At 62.0% G+C, this 14,338-nt stretch carries 15 protein-coding genes; 2 read left to right on the top strand and 13 right to left on the bottom strand.

Translation table 11 applies throughout. The features are described 5' to 3' along the window. The first annotated feature begins 27 nt into the window (after positions 1-27). Complete coding sequence (locus B9A15_RS04635) at positions 28-1,104, top strand: sensor histidine kinase (protein ID WP_084408877.1); 1,077 nt, start codon at positions 28-30, stop codon at positions 1,102-1,104. A gap of 253 nt (positions 1,105-1,357) precedes the next feature. Here the strand turns inward: B9A15_RS04635 and B9A15_RS04630 are convergent, their stop codons facing one another. The 6 genes from B9A15_RS04630 to B9A15_RS04610 all read right to left on the bottom strand — a co-directional run bounded on the left by B9A15_RS04630 (position 1,358) and on the right by B9A15_RS04610 (position 5,183). Then, entirely contained in the window at positions 1,358-1,846 is a 489-nt protein-coding gene (locus B9A15_RS04630; RefSeq protein WP_084408876.1) for a MarR family winged helix-turn-helix transcriptional regulator, read from the bottom strand. Beyond that, positions 1,843-2,040 (bottom strand): hypothetical protein, encoded by a 198-nt coding sequence (locus B9A15_RS22450; protein WP_139798206.1) that lies wholly within the window; start codon positions 2,038-2,040, stop codon positions 1,843-1,845. Before B9A15_RS22450 ends, B9A15_RS04630 begins: the two co-directional genes overlap by 4 nt. A 144-nt stretch (positions 2,041-2,184) precedes the next feature. Beyond that, positions 2,185-2,436 carry a DUF6894 family protein gene (locus tag B9A15_RS04625; protein ID WP_084408875.1) on the bottom strand — a complete coding sequence of 84 codons (252 nt, stop codon included), beginning with the start codon at positions 2,434-2,436 and terminating at the stop codon, positions 2,185-2,187. A gap of 72 nt (positions 2,437-2,508) precedes the next feature. Further along, on the bottom strand, positions 2,509-3,258 hold the full coding sequence (locus B9A15_RS04620) for a Crp/Fnr family transcriptional regulator (RefSeq protein ID WP_084408874.1): 750 nt from the start codon (positions 3,256-3,258) through the stop codon (positions 2,509-2,511). Positions 3,259-3,639: 381 nt separating this feature from the next. Then, complete coding sequence (locus B9A15_RS04615; protein WP_084409119.1) at positions 3,640-4,479, bottom strand: CDP-alcohol phosphatidyltransferase family protein; 840 nt, start codon at positions 4,477-4,479, stop codon at positions 3,640-3,642. A 5-nt stretch (positions 4,480-4,484) separates the two neighbouring features. Beyond that, on the bottom strand, positions 4,485-5,183 hold the full coding sequence (locus B9A15_RS04610; protein WP_084408873.1) for a phosphatidylserine decarboxylase: 699 nt from the start codon (positions 5,181-5,183) through the stop codon (positions 4,485-4,487). Positions 5,184-5,424: 241 nt separating this feature from the next. On the opposite strand from B9A15_RS04610, the gene B9A15_RS04605 reads away from it, so the two are divergent. Then, on the top strand, positions 5,425-7,923 hold the full coding sequence (locus B9A15_RS04605) for a LysM peptidoglycan-binding domain-containing protein (RefSeq protein WP_084408872.1): 2,499 nt from the start codon (positions 5,425-5,427) through the stop codon (positions 7,921-7,923). Between the two features lie 13 nt (positions 7,924-7,936). Here B9A15_RS04605 and cobW read toward each other — a convergent pair whose 3' ends face one another. The 7 genes from cobW to B9A15_RS04570 all read right to left on the bottom strand — a co-directional run bounded on the left by cobW (position 7,937) and on the right by B9A15_RS04570 (position 14,313). After that, complete coding sequence (cobW, locus tag B9A15_RS04600; RefSeq protein ID WP_084408871.1) at positions 7,937-9,031, bottom strand: cobalamin biosynthesis protein CobW; 1,095 nt, start codon at positions 9,029-9,031, stop codon at positions 7,937-7,939. Positions 9,032-9,245: 214 nt separating this feature from the next. Beyond that, entirely contained in the window at positions 9,246-10,196 is a 951-nt protein-coding gene (locus B9A15_RS04595; RefSeq protein ID WP_244556809.1) for an ABC transporter substrate-binding protein, read from the bottom strand. Positions 10,197-10,290: 94 nt separating this feature from the next. Continuing rightward, positions 10,291-10,668 (bottom strand): PH domain-containing protein, encoded by a 378-nt coding sequence (locus tag B9A15_RS04590; protein ID WP_084408869.1) that lies wholly within the window; start codon positions 10,666-10,668, stop codon positions 10,291-10,293. A 23-nt stretch (positions 10,669-10,691) separates the two neighbouring features. Continuing rightward, complete coding sequence (locus B9A15_RS04585) at positions 10,692-11,657, bottom strand: ABC transporter permease (protein WP_084408868.1); 966 nt, start codon at positions 11,655-11,657, stop codon at positions 10,692-10,694. Continuing rightward, positions 11,654-12,610 carry an ABC transporter permease gene (locus tag B9A15_RS04580; protein ID WP_084408867.1) on the bottom strand — a complete coding sequence of 319 codons (957 nt, stop codon included), beginning with the start codon at positions 12,608-12,610 and terminating at the stop codon, positions 11,654-11,656. The genes B9A15_RS04585 and B9A15_RS04580 overlap by 4 nt, the downstream gene beginning before the upstream one ends. A 14-nt stretch (positions 12,611-12,624) precedes the next feature. Continuing rightward, positions 12,625-13,131 (bottom strand): endonuclease domain-containing protein, encoded by a 507-nt coding sequence (locus B9A15_RS04575; RefSeq protein WP_084408866.1) that lies wholly within the window; start codon positions 13,129-13,131, stop codon positions 12,625-12,627. 345 nt (positions 13,132-13,476) lie between these two features. Further along, entirely contained in the window at positions 13,477-14,313 is an 837-nt protein-coding gene (locus B9A15_RS04570; protein ID WP_084408865.1) for an ABC transporter ATP-binding protein, read from the bottom strand. Positions 14,314-14,338 lie beyond the last annotated feature (25 nt).

The raw sequence follows: 14,338 nt of genomic DNA, 5'->3' as shown, positions 1-14,338 counted from the left end.
GGGGTACGGGCAAAGGGGACGCGAAAGATGAAGGGAGACGAGGCCGCAAACGAAGAGGTGCAAGTGGTCGTCTTCGCGCCGTTCGGGCGCGATGCGTCGGTCTTGAAGCGAATAGCCGAGGATCACGGCATGGCGGCGGTCGCCATCGAGGATTTGACCGAACTGGCTCATGCCATCGGCAACGAAGCTTTCGTCCTCGTACTGACTGAGGAAAGCTTGCGCGGAAAGATGATCGAGGTCTTGCGAGACGGCCTGCGGCGTCAGCCGGTCTGGGCCTCGATGCCGACCCTTTTGCTTCTCGACGAGGTGGACCGGCCGTCAGAGACGTTATCGCTCATTCGCAGCCTTGAGCCCGCGATCGACTGTCTGATCATGCAACGCCCCGCCCGAGGGGGCGAGATCGGCTCGGCCCTTCGTCGTCTCGTCCGCGATCGGCAAAGGCAATGGCAGGTCCGCGACCAGATCATCCGCTACGAGGAACAGCAGGTTCATTTGAAGTTCCTGCTTCGTGAGCTTGATCATCGGGTTAAGAACGTCCTTGCCAAGGTGCGCGCGATAGTCAGCCTGACCAGCCGCCAAGCGACAGACCTCAGCACGTTCGTGACGTCCTTTTCCGACCGTATCCAGGCGCTGTCTCGCGCGCATGAAGCCCTTGCCGGCGACTATCACGAACCCGCGACCCTCCGGCAGCTGGTGCAGGAATCGCTTGCCCCCTTCCTTGATCAGACAGCCTCAAATGCGACGATCACGGGCCCTCGTGTCCTTCTTTGGCCACAAGGAGCGCTCTCCCTGTCGATGATGCTGCATGAATTGGCGACGAATGCCGCCAAATATGGTGCGTTTTCGGTCGGGACCGGCCATGTGGACGTGCGCTGGAGCGTGGCGGAGGAGGCAGAGGCTCGACTGCTGACCCTCGAATGGAATGAGAGCGGCGGGCCTGAACTCGGACCGATCGAGCGGCGTGGGTTTGGCACGCTCGTCATTGATAGGATTGCGGCCCAGGAAATGGACGGCAGAGTGAAGATGGATTTCGCTCGAACCGGCCTTCACGTCACAGCGATCATTCCGCTGCCGCCAGCCGATTCCATTCGTGCCGCTCTATGATCGGCTTCAGGGCTTCAACGCGCCCACGCTGCAACAAGACTGGCTCTTCAGCCGCCGGGCCTTGTTTCGGAGAGGCCCGGCGACAGGCGACAGGCCAAGTAGCGTTCGAACCCTTCCCGAAATGGGGATTGGCCCTGCGGATCAGTTCACCTGTTCGGCGGAATCAAGCAACCGTCCGCGGACCCAAGGGCCGGGCGCGCGATTTGGACGTTTCATCGGCCTGCCCGTTCTCGAAGCGCCCGGAGCTGCCCCATCAACGCAAACGCCGAAGCCGCTCGTCGAGAATGCTTTCGAGCTGTGCGGTCGTCCGGCGCACATCCGAGACGACGTCGTCGGACTGACCATGGAAGATGTAACGCTCCACATCGTCCCAGACCGCCTCGATCCGCTCTCGCATGATCCGGCCTTCCTCAGTGAGGCAGACGGTCGTATGGCGACGATCGGTGAGGCTCTCGCCCCGGCGGATAAAGCCGCGCATCTCGAGCCGGTCGAGCATTTTCGAGGCCGTCGAGGCTCGAACGCCGATCGTGTCGGCAAGCCGCGATGTCAAGACGGGTTCGCCGTCTGGGTCCAGCGCGACGAGAAGATGATCCTGGCCGGCACGGATTCCGAGGTCGGCAAGCCGAAGCTCGATCAACACGCGGCTGCATTTGATGATGCTGATCAGCGACGGCACCATGCCCGCTGAATTCGCATTGAGCGCATCGACGCCGGACGAATTCATGCTTGTCATGGTGCTCATGGCAACCTCACAGGAAGACCACGCGCAGCGGCTTCCTTAAGCAGACGACGCTCGATGAAAGCTAAGGCGTTTTGATCGGCGATGGGCATTCGACGGGCGATCCGACGTGTTCCTTCAGACAAGGAGACGCCGCAGCCGCTGATCGAGGCCCGATCAAGCTCCGTTACTATTTCAGTTTCGAGTATTTCGCTCATGACGTACCGTCCTTCTTCATGAGGAGACGACAAAGGGTCGCACGAAATACGGACTATGGCTTTATCATAAGCTAACGGTATGTTCTTTTTCCCGGCTATGGAAGTGTGATTCGATGCAGTTATCCGGGTTCGGTTTGCAACTGCTTATTGCCCATCTCGGTTGGACAACCAGGTCGATTCGAGCGTCAAGGACGCGCGATAGATGGCATGGTCCTCATCATCGCGAACGATGACGCTGACGCGATAGCCGTCTCCGTCGGGAATTCTTGCTCCGATCATCGCCGGAAGTGCCTTCATCGCCGCAATCCGCACATCGCTGATGGCAGCGCAGTCATGCCCGTCCTCGTCCTTGACGAAATCCGGGCCGTCCTGAACGTCGAAGAAATAGCGGGCCATGGGGCCTCCGGGTTCGTTCGTGAGCCGCGTATCGTCCGAAAGCGGGCGCTGTCTCGATCGAACGGCTCGTTTTCAATCGCCGAAAAACGCTTGGACTTCGTCCGGCGCCCTGTGCCGTTTCAGATGCAGATAGTTCGGGTTGAACTGAGCGAATTCGGTCAGTCCTTCGACATCGAGGATCCGGATTTGGCGGCCCTGGATCGAGACGAACTGTCGCGTTCGGAGTTCGGTCATCATCCGGTTCGTATGAACGATCGACAGACCCATGGCATCGCCCAGTTCCTGTTGGGTCAATGGCATTTGGAAGCTGTGGTCGTTGACGAGCCCGACGGATTTCAGCCGCAGATAGAGTTCGCAAATGAGATGGGCCAGTTGTCGATCGGCCGATCTCTGCCCCATTCCGGCCAGCCATTCACGCAGCACCGCCTCGTCGACAAGAGTCGCCCACCAGAAGGCACGAGTGATGCGCGGATTGCTCGTCGTGAGCTCCTCGATGGTCTCCCGCGGAATTTCCACCATCCGACAAGGGGTGAGTGTCGCGATGTTGTGGTCCATCTCGCCCAATATGGCGACGTGGAGATCGCAGAAGTCGCCCGGTACGAGAAAGGCGACGATCTGACGGTTGCCATTCGGCATGATTTTGTAGCGGCAAGCAAACCCCTCGATCACGAGGTGCACGTCGTCCGGCAGATCACCCTCGCGAATAATGTCCTCGCGCGGGCCGACCTTGCGCGACTGCGAGATGATGTCGTCGAGGATCTGGCGGTCGACATCTTCGAAATCGCACGCTAGCGATAGCTTTCGTGCCAGCGGATTGAACATAGGGCGATCCTTTCGTCCGTGTGTTCGACCAGCCTGACAAAACGATTGATCGGCGCGTACCGGCCGGCATGCACCGGATCAGGCTTGATGAGGGAGCGATCGATCGCTCCGATCGCACGCATCGCAAGCACACCCGGCAGAAACGTCGATGAGGTGCCGGGCGGCATGGACTAGCCCAGCGGCGTGACGTGACAAGCCGGCCAGCGTTTTCGCCGGCTTCAGTCCTCGGCCGGACACCCAACATGATATGTTAATGATCTGAGTGAAGGGACGTTCGGCGCGATCTGGATGGCCGGCTACGTATTTGTTCGTGCGTCTAACGTCATGCGGAGGCCCAACTCCACATGAGACCACCTGTCGCCATCAAATCTTGACGCGTCTCTACTCCGCCCGACCGGTCTCTCGACCCGGAGCCAGCCGCCGCTCCCGCTTGGTGCGCTTGGAAAATTCGCGCCAGGAGAAGGGTATCGAGATGAAGTAGGCGAGAACCGTCAGAGTAAGCGTCTCCCAGAAGAAGCTGAGTAGCGTCGCCACATAGAGAACGAGAACGAGGATGATCGGGATCGCATAATTGCGCGGCACCCGAATCCCCGCGCCCTTGCCGGACCAGGTCGGGATCTGACTCGACATGAGAAGGCCAACAAACACCAGATAGACTGCGGTGACCCCGGCGGTGAATTGGGGCAAGCCGATATTGATGCCGATAAAGCTCACATACATCGGCAGAAGCGCGAGCCCCGCGCCGGCGGGAGCCGGAACGCCGACGAAGAAGGCCGAATGCCATTTCGGGCGGTGCGGATCATCGAGCATGGTGTTGAAGCGGGCCAGACGAAGGGCGCAACCGGACGTATAGAGCAGTGCGCAGATCCAGCCGAACGGCCCGGCTTCCTTCAGGATATAGGCATAGAGCACAAGGGCCGGCGCGAGGCCGAAATTGACGATATCGGCGAGGGAGTCCATCTCGGCGCCGAAACGGCTCTGACCTTTCAGAAGGCGAGCCACGCGCCCGTCGATGCCATCGAGCAAGGCCGCGCCGAGCACCATGCCGACCGCCGCCTCGAAACGCCCCTCGAAAGCGAGGCGCACACCGGTCATTCCGGCGCAGATGGCCAGAATGGTGATGAGGTTCGGCACGATATGCCGAAAGGGGATGCGGCGGCGCCCGGTCTCGTTCGGCTCGTCGGGCTGGCCCGGATCGAAAGGCGGAAAAAGATTTTCCAATGACATCAGTCGCGCCTCACGGGCCAGACGTGCAATTCATCGCCATATTCTGCGATGACCGTCTCGCCCGCATAAGCGAGCTGGCCTTCGGCGACACGCGGCACGAAGCCTTTCGGCAGATAGATGTCGAGCCGCGAGCCGAAGCGAATGAGGCCGAAGCGCTCGCCGGTTTGCAATGCGTCGCCAACCTTCGGCCAGGAGATGATCCGACGCGCGATCAAGCCGGCGATCTGCGTCACGCCCACGGGACCATGGACGCTCTGAATAACCAGGGAGTTGCGCTCATTGACCTCGCTCGCCTTGTCGAGCTCGGCATTCTTGAACTCGCCCTTGCGATAGGCGATCCGCTCGAGCGTGCCGGCGACAGGGGCCCGGTTCACATGGCAGTCGAAGACGCTCATGAAGACTGAAATGCGCAGCAGCGGCTCGCTGCCAAGCTCCATTTCCGCCGGCGGCACCACATGCCCCACCAGCGAAACGCGGCCATCGGCCGGGCTGACGGCGAGGTCGTTCGAGACCGGACCGACGCGTTGCGGATCACGAAAGAAATAAATGCACCAAAGCGTCAGGATCAAGCCGAACCAGAACAACGGCTGCCAGAACAGGCCCAGAACGACGGCGATGCCGAAGAAGACTGCTATGAACGGATGGCCCGCAGGATGGATCGGTACAAGAATGTTGCGGATGGAATCGAAGATATGCACGCCGCTGCGCAGCTCCCTGGGTCATCGGTCAATCGGTTCAGTTCTATTGAAACATAGGCAGGCGACCCGCCTTATGCAGCCCCTTGTCGGATCGGCAAGCGCTTTCGGCTGCGAAGGGAGCCAACTGCTTCCATAGAGTTCGCCGCTTGTTCCCAAGCTGAGCCTTGATTATTGGAAGAATAAGACGTCTCGCCGATGAGGCGCGCATTCTTCGTAAACCGGACAAAACAGCACCAAGACTATGCCTCGCAGAGCTCTCGCCATCGTCACCGCCTGTCTGGTCCTCATCGCCGCGATCGTTGCCGGCTATTGGCACATGCTGACAACCGAAAAGAGCCGCCTGACCGATCTCGCCGCCAACGAGGCGGGCGGCGAGAGCGAGGTTCCGGGCTTGGCCTCGGCAAACGAGCCGGCGGATGTGGCTTCCGCCGGGGAGAAGACAAGCCGGGCAAAAGAGGCATCCGCAGATCCCGAAGAGAGCGTGTCGCCTTTGCAGGAGGCGGTCACCGCTTCGGCCGACGCCGATACACCGTTGGGCGAGCGCCTTGCCGCGACTGGAGCGGAGGCGCAGCCCGGCGCAGAGATCACGCCCGAGAAAGACGCCGAAGCTGCAAAGGAGAAGGGTGATCCGCAGACGGCAGACTTTTCGCAGACGCCGAGGTCTTCGGAGACAGCGACCGCAAAAGACAAGCCTTCGTCATCAACGACGGATGCGCAGTCATCGCCGACACCTGCAGACCTGCCGACATTCGACGTCCTGCGGGTCGAGCCGGACGGCTCCATGGTCGTAGCCGGCCATGGCCCTGCCAATGCGATGATCCGTTTGGAGAATGGCGACAAGACGCTCGGCACCGAACGAACGGATGCGGCTGGCGATTTCGTCGTGGTGCTGAGCGAAAACCTCGCGCCCGGCCCCTATGCGGTGAAGATCGTGGCTGAAACAAACGAAGGAGAGCCGGTGGTCTCGGCCGAGACCGCGATCATCGACATCCCCGAGCCCGGCCGAAACGAACAGCTCCTCGCCATGGTCGAGGCCCCCGACGCCCCCTCGCGCCTTCTCGAATTGCCAAAGGCGGAGGATGAACCCGCAGGCGCTGGAAATGCTTCGCGCTCGCCGGCAGACAGCCAGACGGCCGAAGTCGCGCTATCTCAGGCGCCCTCGAAACCCGCTACTTCCGAGACATCGACGAGCCTCGCCATGGAGCCGCCCGAGAGCAAGGGGTCGACGGGCGATCTTGCCTCGTCGAAGACGGAGGATCCAAGCGCACCGCCTGCATCCAACGCCGCGCGCCCATCCGGCGAGACCGGCGCCGCTAGCGAAGCGGACGGGAGCGGAACGGCCCTGCTGCGTCGCGACGACCCGACACCCGCTTCAGACAGCGCCGAACCCAGTGTCAGCTTGCGCGTCGAGGCGGTGGAGATTGACGGGGATAAGATATTCGTTGCGGGCGAAGCTCCGGCCGGTGCGACCGTTCGCGTCTATCTCGACAACAAGCTTCTCGCCGAAGACCGGGTTTCGCCGACGAACCGTTTCCTCGCTCAGACGAGCGCATCGATCCCGGTTGGCGATTACATGGTCCGCGCCGATCAGCTTGACCGAGGCGGCGACGTGGTGTCCCGCGTCGAAGTCCCCTTCTTGCGGCCAGCCGGGACGACGCTGTCGGCCGTCGCGCCAAAGCCAAGCGCGGATTTCGAGAGCGCCCAGGCGCCGAATAAGGCTAGGACCGTCCAAAACGCATCCGTTCAGGACGAAGCTCCAAGCGCTTCGGATGATCGGCAGGTCGTCGAAGGCCATGCGTCGAACGGCGCTTTTGGCACTCAACCTGAAAGATCGGCTAAGCTTGAGATGCCGGCGAGCGGCCAAGACAGGGACGCGTCGAGCACCAACAGGTCGAAAACCCTCGCCTCGGCCGAGACCGAAGCGGGCAGCTCACAGGCGCCGGTGCAAAGTGCAGCTCGGCAGGGCGCTGGCCAAGCCTCGGACTCGGCCGGTGAGCCGATCTCGCCAGCACAAGCGGTTGCGACCATCGAGCAGGACGCGCCTGACAGCGACACCTCTTCGGCTTCAGCATCATCGGTCCCGGCCGCTTTATCGCCGTCTGAGCCAAGGAGCATCTCGGTCCCGACCCCAGCAAACGACGCCGCAGCGGCAACGCCATCGCAAGAGACAAATGACAGCCAGACTGACAGCCAGCCGGTCATAGACGTGCCGACCCGCAACGGATCGAACGCGACTGTTTCGAACGAAAGCCGGGACGTGGCGGAAGTGTCGAGCGAGCCCGGCTCCGCCGCGCCCGCCCAATCCGGGACGACAGGTGGCCGCGAGACAGACGCCGCAAGTCGCCAAGCCACCCCTGCTTCGGGCGAGGTATCGGAGACGGAGACAAGCCAGCCAAGCGCAAGCTCAACCCCAGCCCAAACCGAAGCGGTGATGTCTCAGGATCAAGGCGACGCAAGTGGTGATGGCGCCGAGACGCTCACAGCCGCTCTCGAAGACAGCGTCCCCACGATCAGCCAAGCGCCGCTTCAAAGCGCCACCGGCCGCGTCATCATCCGCAAGGGCGACACGCTCTGGCAGATTTCCCGCGACAGCTATGGCAGCGGTTCGCGCTACACGGTGATCTATCTCGCCAATGGCGACCAGATCCGCGACCCCAACCGCATCTATCCCGGCCAGGTCTTCCGCATGCCGCCCGGCGAGGAGCAGCAGGCGGAGGACTCCGGGCAGGCGCCGCAATAACGTAGGGTCGATCCTACTCGGCGGCTTGCCGACTTGCGCCTGAAACGGCCGCCGACAGCTCCGCCTCGATCTGATGCTTCGTCTCGGTATCAAGACCGTCATGAAGCCCGATGACGACAAAGCGCGTGTCCCGCGCCTCACCCGGCTTCCAGGGCCGATCGAAATAGGTCTCGATCCGCTTTCCGACGGCCTGGACGACAAGGCGCATTGGCTTGCCGGGCACGTCGGCAAAACCCTTCAGCCGCAGAATGTCATGACGAGCGAGGAGCTCCGGCAGCGCATCCTCGAAGCCTTCACGATCGGCTAGGGCACCGGTCTGAACGACGAAGCTCTCGAATTCGTCGTGATCGTGGTCATGGGGCGTCCCGGCCTCATGCTCCATCTCATGATGGGACTTGCGCTCGGCGATCAGATCTTCCGTGCCGCTGGCAAGGCCGAGCAGGACATCGACCGGCAGGCGGCCGTTTTCGCTGGCAATCGTGCGAACCGTGCGCGCGATCTTCGAGGAGACCTCGGAGCGCACCATCTCGAGCGCCGGCGCGTCGATGAGGTCGGCCTTGTTGAGGACGACGAGATCGGCGGCGCGAAGCTGGTCCTCGAAGAGTTCTTCCAGCGGATTGTCGTGGTCGATGCTCTCATCGGCGGCGCGCTGAGCGGCGACCTTCTCCTCGTCGTCGGCAAAGCGCCCTTCGGCGACGGCCGCCGCGTCGATCACGGTCACGACGCCATCGACGGTGACCTTGGTTTTCACTTCGGGCCAGTTGAAGGCGGCGACGAGCGGCTGGGGCAGCGCAAGCCCGCTCGTCTCGATCACGATGTGATCCGGCCGGTCGGGCCGCGCCAGAAGCTTCGTCATGGTCGGGATGAAGTCGTCGGCGACCGTGCAGCAGATGCAGCCATTGGTGAGTTCGACGACGTCCTCCTCGCTGCAGGTCTCGATGCCGCAGCCGGTCAGGATGCCACCATCGACGCCGAGATCGCCGAATTCGTTGATGATCAGCGCGATCTTCCGGCCGCCGGCATTTTGCAGCATGTGCCGGATCATCGTCGTCTTGCCCGCTCCGAGGAAACCGGTGACGACGGTAGCGGGAATCTTGCCGTGAGCCATAATGCGCCTGAACCTTTGATGCGTGAAGACGGTTCGACGCCCGGTCTGTGCGCCCGAGCGCGAATCCGTCGATCCCGGATGACTAAACGAGGACGGCGATCCGCGAAAGCTCGCGGATCGCCGTCCACTCGTCACCGCTTGGTGATCAGCCTGTGGGCGTCTCGCCATTGTCCTGGAGATGCGGAAAGACGGAAAGCCGAGACGCGCGAAGGATTTAGTTCATTTCCTTCATTTTGTCGGTGACGGCAGAGGTCCATGCGCCTTCCGGCTTCTTCGTGATCACCGGATCGGAGCCGCCGGACATCAGAACATTCACCGTGTTGTCGGCCGCAGAGACGTCCAGCGTGCCATCCGAGCCATTCACCAGCTTGTTGATCTCGCGAACCATGCGCTGCTGATGCTGTTCGGTCTGAGCGCCCGTCATGTCGTTGTCGAGGACGATCTCGGTGGCTTCGTCCGGGTGCTCCGCCGCATAGGCCCAGCCCTTCATCGAGGCATCGACGAATTTCGCATAGGCCTCGACCTTGGCCGGATCGGCGAGGTCTTCCTCGAGCACATAAAGCCCGTCCTCCAGCGTCGCGACCCCCTGGTCCTCATATTTGAAGACGACCAGTTCGTCCTCTGGGATGCCGGCATCGATGACCTGCCAATATTCGTTATAGGTCATGGTCGAGATGCAATCGGCCTGCTTCTGGATCAGCGGATCGACATTGAAGCCCTGCTTGATCACCGTGACCCCATCCGGTCCGCCTTCGGTGGAGAGGCCAAGCTTCGACATCCAGGAGAGGAACGGATATTCGTTGCCGGAGAACCAGACGCCGAGGGTCTTGCCCTTGAAATCTTCCGGACTCTCGATGCCGGTCTCCTTGCGGCAGGTGAGCTCCATGCCCGACTTTTCGAAAGGCTGGGCAATATTGACGAGGGGCAGACCCTTTTCGCGGGCCGCCAGCGCCGCCGGCATCCAGTCGACGATGATATCGGCGCCGCCACCCGCGATCACCTGTTCGGGTGCGATATCCGGGCCGCCCGGCTTGATCGTGACGTCGAGCCCGGCATCCTCGTAATAGCCCTTCTCCTGAGCGACGTAATAGCCGGCAAACTGGCCTTGGGTCACCCATTTCAGCTGCAGCGTCACCGGCGTCGCGTCCTGGGCGGCGGCCGGCATCGCCGTCAGCGCGCTTGTGGCGAGAAGTGATGCAGCAATCACAATGTTACGCATGTCTCTCAGTCCTTTTCCAATGGCTATGGGTGAAGAAAGGTCAGCGGCAGGCCCCGGCGGCGAGACATCGCTGGATGGCGCGCATGTCGGTTCCGCGTTTCAGGGTCTTCTCGATGGGCGCGGGCGAACCCGACACCCAGATCTTCAATTCGGCGTCGAAATCGAAAGTCCCGGCGGTTTCCACCGAGAATCCGACGATCGCCCGGTAGGGAATGGTGCGATAATCGACCTTGGATCCGGTCATGCCCTGGATATCGATGATGATCAGCCGGCGGTCGGTGAAGACGAAGCTGTCGCGCACCACGCGAAACGCATGGGTCACGCGCTCGCCCTCGACGAGGAGGCCCTCGGTCAGGCGCTCCACGTCGCTCCCATCGATTTCCGATCCATGGCCCATGAGGCCACTGAACAATCCCATGCAACCCTCCTCTCCAACCGCCCTCAGCGCCGCATCGACGGATGCCAGAAGGTCACCCGGCGTTCGAGAAGCGCGACGAGACCATAGGCGAGCGAGCCGACAAGCGCGGCGACGGTGATCTCGGCCCAGACCATGGGCGTGTTCATGCGCCCGATCTCGGCCGAGATGCGAAAGCCCATGCCGACGATCGGCGTTCCGAAGAATTCGGCGACGATCGCGCCGATGAGCGCAAGGGTCGTGTTGATCTTCAAGGCGTTGAAGACGAAGGGCATGGCTGCGGGCAAGCGAAGCTTCATGAGGCTCTGACCATGGCTCGCCCCATAGGTGCGCATGAGGTCGCGCTCCATGGCGCCCGCCGCCGAGAGCCCCGCCACCGTGTTCACCAGCATCGGGAAGAAGGTCATCACGATGACCACCGCCGCTTTGGACGGCCAGTCGAAACCGAACCACATGACCATGATCGGGGCGACACCGACGATCGGCAGGGCCGAGACCAGATTGCCGATCGGCAACAGGCCGCGCCTCAGAAAAGGCGAGCGATCAACAATGAGCGCCACCAGAAAGCCCGCGCCGCAGCCAAGGACATATCCGGCGAGAACCGCCTTGAGGACGGTCTGGACGAAATCGGCCCAGAGGATGTGGCCGGAGGCGACGAAGGTCGCGGCGATCTCGGAGGGCGGCGGAAGCAGGATCGGCGGAACCTTCAGCCCACGCACGATCAATTCCCACAACACGATCAGCGTCGCGCCGAAAATCGCCGGCACGGCGAGATCACGCACGAACGCCAGCGCTCTCTGCCGCGTCTCCAAATTCGCGAGACCGGCGGTCAGGCGCCAGGAGAACAACCAGAACAAGACGGTCGCCGAGGCGAAGAGGGTGCCGCCGCTTTCGACCAGTTGGAAGGCGGCAAAGCCGCAGACAAGGGCCAGGATGGCAGCCATGCCGACGCTGAAAGGCCGACGGATCGCGAAGGGCTCGGCGACGCTCATAGGCGTCCTCCGCTACGCGCGAGAACGGCCCGCTCGACCAAGCCGACCGCCCAGACGAGGACCCCAGCCATGACGGCGGCGGTGATCAGCGCGGACCAGATCTGGATGGTCTGCCCATAATAGGAACCAGCGAGAAGACGGGTTCCAAGCCCACCCTGAGCCCCAGTCGGAAGCTCGCCGACGATCGCCCCGACGAGCGCGGCGGCGATCGCGATCTTCATCGAGGTGAAGAGAAAGGGCATCGAGGCCGGCAGGCGAAGCTTGAGGAGCGTCTTGAGCGGACCGGCCGAGTAGGTTCGCATCAGATCGACGAGCATGCGATCGGGCGAGCGCAACCCCTTCACCATGCCGACCGTCACGGGGAAAAAGGAGAGATAGGTAGAAATGAAGGCTTTCGGCAGAAGGCCGGAGACGCCGATCGAATTCAGAACGACGATGATCATCGGTGCGATGGCGAGGATCGGGATCGTCTGAGAGGTGATGATCCAGGGCATCAGGCTCTTGTCGAGGGTGCGCGAATAGAGAATGCCGATCGCCAGCACCATGCCGAGCGCCGAGCCGATGACGAAGCCGAGAAAGGTGGAGGAAAGCGTGACCCAGGCGTGAAAGAGAAGGGAGCGCGGCGATGTCGGCCTCACATCCACCGTGGTCTTGTAGATTTCGGCGACGATCTGATGGGGCGCGGGAAGGACGGGACGCTCCGCGCTCCAAGTCGCACTGATCGCCTGCCCCGTCGTGTAGTCCCCCGCCCGCGCCAGCTTCTCGGTCTCGGTCTGCCAATTCATGAAGATAGCCGCGAGATACCAGACGACGAGAATGACCGCGCAGACGACGGCGACGGGAAAGGCCCGGCCTTCCACGGCGCGTCTGGCAAAGCGACGAACGGGCCCGCGATAGCCAATGGCAGCGCCAGGCTCGGCGAGAAGAGCGTTCGCAGTACGGCTTGGCTGCATGTGAGGCGAATCCGTCATCCGCAGCGCTCACGATCATGGAGGCCGTGTTCGAAACCTCCCGCTAGACCTTCTCCCTCTTCCGATAGGGAGGAAAGCCCAGCGCGAAGCGAGGCATGTGAAAGCCTGGCTGGCGCAAATCTCAGACCATCAATCCAGCCATCCCCGTCACTGCGATGTCGGAGCCGCCCTTCGAGAACCGCGAGGATGGTCTCGAGTACCGCATTCCTCTCTTTGAAAACCTCGTCGTTCCAGAAGCGCAGCACCGACCAACCGCTCACATTCAAAAGGCCTGTCCGTTTCAAATCTCTCTGGCTTTGCGCGTGCTGAGCGCCATCGAGTTCGATGATCAACCTTTTCGAGCGGCAAGCAAAATCGACGATGAAAGGCGGAACCGGAAATTGCCGAACAAATTTGAAACCGTTCAACCGCCGATTGGCCAGTTCCGTCCATAGCAGGAGCTCGGCGTCCGTTTCTTTACGGCGCAAGGTTCGGGCTCGCGCGATGATCGCTGACCGTTTCATCTCGCCCGTGCCTCTCCGGACAGTCCCACAGAAGTCCTGCAGATCCCCCTCACCCTACCCTCTCCCCCTGGGGGAGAGGACGTTCCCAGTTTTGGCGTTGTCTGCTCGTCCGCCAAGCTCGGCACATTCCCTTTCCCGAACTTCGACTGAAAAAGCGACGGGACAAGAATAGATGGATCAGCAACGGCCAAAACGGAGCCCACGACGAAGGCCATAGCGGCTTCTCCCCCACGGGGAGAAGTGCCGGCAGGCGATGAGGGGGATCGCTGCCCGGCGTCGCCGATCATCCGCACGGGGCGCAGACAGAGAGGATCGCGAGCTTCGATTGAAATCAATTGACTGCCTCTAATCATAGCCATGCCCCGCCTTCAGCCCCTCGCGAACCCAATGGGCGATTTCGAGAAATTCCGGCGTGTCGCGAATGTCCAGCGGGCGATCAGGGCCGAGATCGCAATCGATGATCTCGTGAATGCGTCCCGGTCGCGGGCTCATGACGACGATGCGTGTCGACAGGAACACCGCCTCGGGGATGGAATGGGTGACGAAGACGACCGTTTTCCTCGTCTTCGCCCAGAGCTTCAACAGCTCTTCGTTCAGATGATCACGAACGATCTCGTCGAGGGCCCCGAAAGGCTCGTCCATCAAAAGAAGATCGGGATCGAAGGAGAGAGCCCTCGCAATCGAGGCGCGTTGCTGCATGCCGCCCGAAAGCTGCCAGGGAAACTTCTTGCCGAAGCCGGTGAGGCCGACGAGATCGAGCCCGGCCGCGATTCGCTTGTCCTGTTCGGCTTTGGAGAGGCCAAAGATTTCCAGAGGCAGTGCGATATTCTTCTCGATCGTGCGCCACGGATAGAGCGCCGCAGCCTGGAAGACATAGCCATAGGCCCGCGCCTGCCGCGCCTCGTCGGGGCTCATCCCGTTGACCGTGATTGAGCCGCCTGTCGGCTGTTCGAGATCGGCGATCACCCGCAAAAGCGTCGTCTTGCCGCAACCGGACGGGCCGATCAGCGAGACGAACTCGCCGGCTCCGATCGACAGATCGATGTCCTTCAAGGCGTGGACCGGCGCATCGGCGGTTTCGAAGACGAGATTCAATCCTCGCGCCTCGATAACAGGCCCTTCGGCCTCGCTCGACAGGGCATCGCTCTCCCTCTCACCGGCTTGCCGGAACGCCAATGCCATGCCTAATTCCTTCTCGAATGCGAGG

The sequence above is a fragment of the Fulvimarina manganoxydans genome (genome assembly GCF_900176465.1).
In the GTDB taxonomy this organism is placed as follows: Bacteria; Pseudomonadota; Alphaproteobacteria; order Rhizobiales; family Rhizobiaceae; genus Fulvimarina; species Fulvimarina manganoxydans.
Note: the sequence above shows the minus strand (reverse complement) of the source record. Positions and strands in the feature narration are given on the sequence as shown.

Coding starts and splice junctions, on each gene's coding strand:
- B9A15_RS04580 (WP_084408867.1), bottom strand. CDS start 12,610: ATGCAGCCAAGCCGTACTGCGAACGCTCTTCTCGCCGAGCCTGGCGCT.
- cobW (WP_084408871.1), bottom strand. CDS start 9,031: ATGGCTCACGGCAAGATTCCCGCTACCGTCGTCACCGGTTTCCTCGGA.
- B9A15_RS04570 (WP_084408865.1), bottom strand. CDS start 14,313: ATGGCATTGGCGTTCCGGCAAGCCGGTGAGAGGGAGAGCGATGCCCTG.
- B9A15_RS04585 (WP_084408868.1), bottom strand. CDS start 11,657: ATGAGCGTCGCCGAGCCCTTCGCGATCCGTCGGCCTTTCAGCGTCGGC.
- B9A15_RS22450 (WP_139798206.1), bottom strand. CDS start 2,040: ATGAGCGAAATACTCGAAACTGAAATAGTAACGGAGCTTGATCGGGCC.
- B9A15_RS04635 (WP_084408877.1), top strand. CDS start 28: ATGAAGGGAGACGAGGCCGCAAACGAAGAGGTGCAAGTGGTCGTCTTC.
- B9A15_RS04630 (WP_084408876.1), bottom strand. CDS start 1,846: ATGAGCACCATGACAAGCATGAATTCGTCCGGCGTCGATGCGCTCAAT.
- B9A15_RS04590 (WP_084408869.1), bottom strand. CDS start 10,668: ATGGGATTGTTCAGTGGCCTCATGGGCCATGGATCGGAAATCGATGGG.
- B9A15_RS04595 (WP_244556809.1), bottom strand. CDS start 10,196: ATGCCGGCCGCCGCCCAGGACGCGACGCCGGTGACGCTGCAGCTGAAA.
- B9A15_RS04625 (WP_084408875.1), bottom strand. CDS start 2,436: ATGGCCCGCTATTTCTTCGACGTTCAGGACGGCCCGGATTTCGTCAAG.
- B9A15_RS04620 (WP_084408874.1), bottom strand. CDS start 3,258: ATGTTCAATCCGCTGGCACGAAAGCTATCGCTAGCGTGCGATTTCGAA.
- B9A15_RS04605 (WP_084408872.1), top strand. CDS start 5,425: ATGCCTCGCAGAGCTCTCGCCATCGTCACCGCCTGTCTGGTCCTCATC.
- B9A15_RS04575 (WP_084408866.1), bottom strand. CDS start 13,131: ATGAAACGGTCAGCGATCATCGCGCGAGCCCGAACCTTGCGCCGTAAA.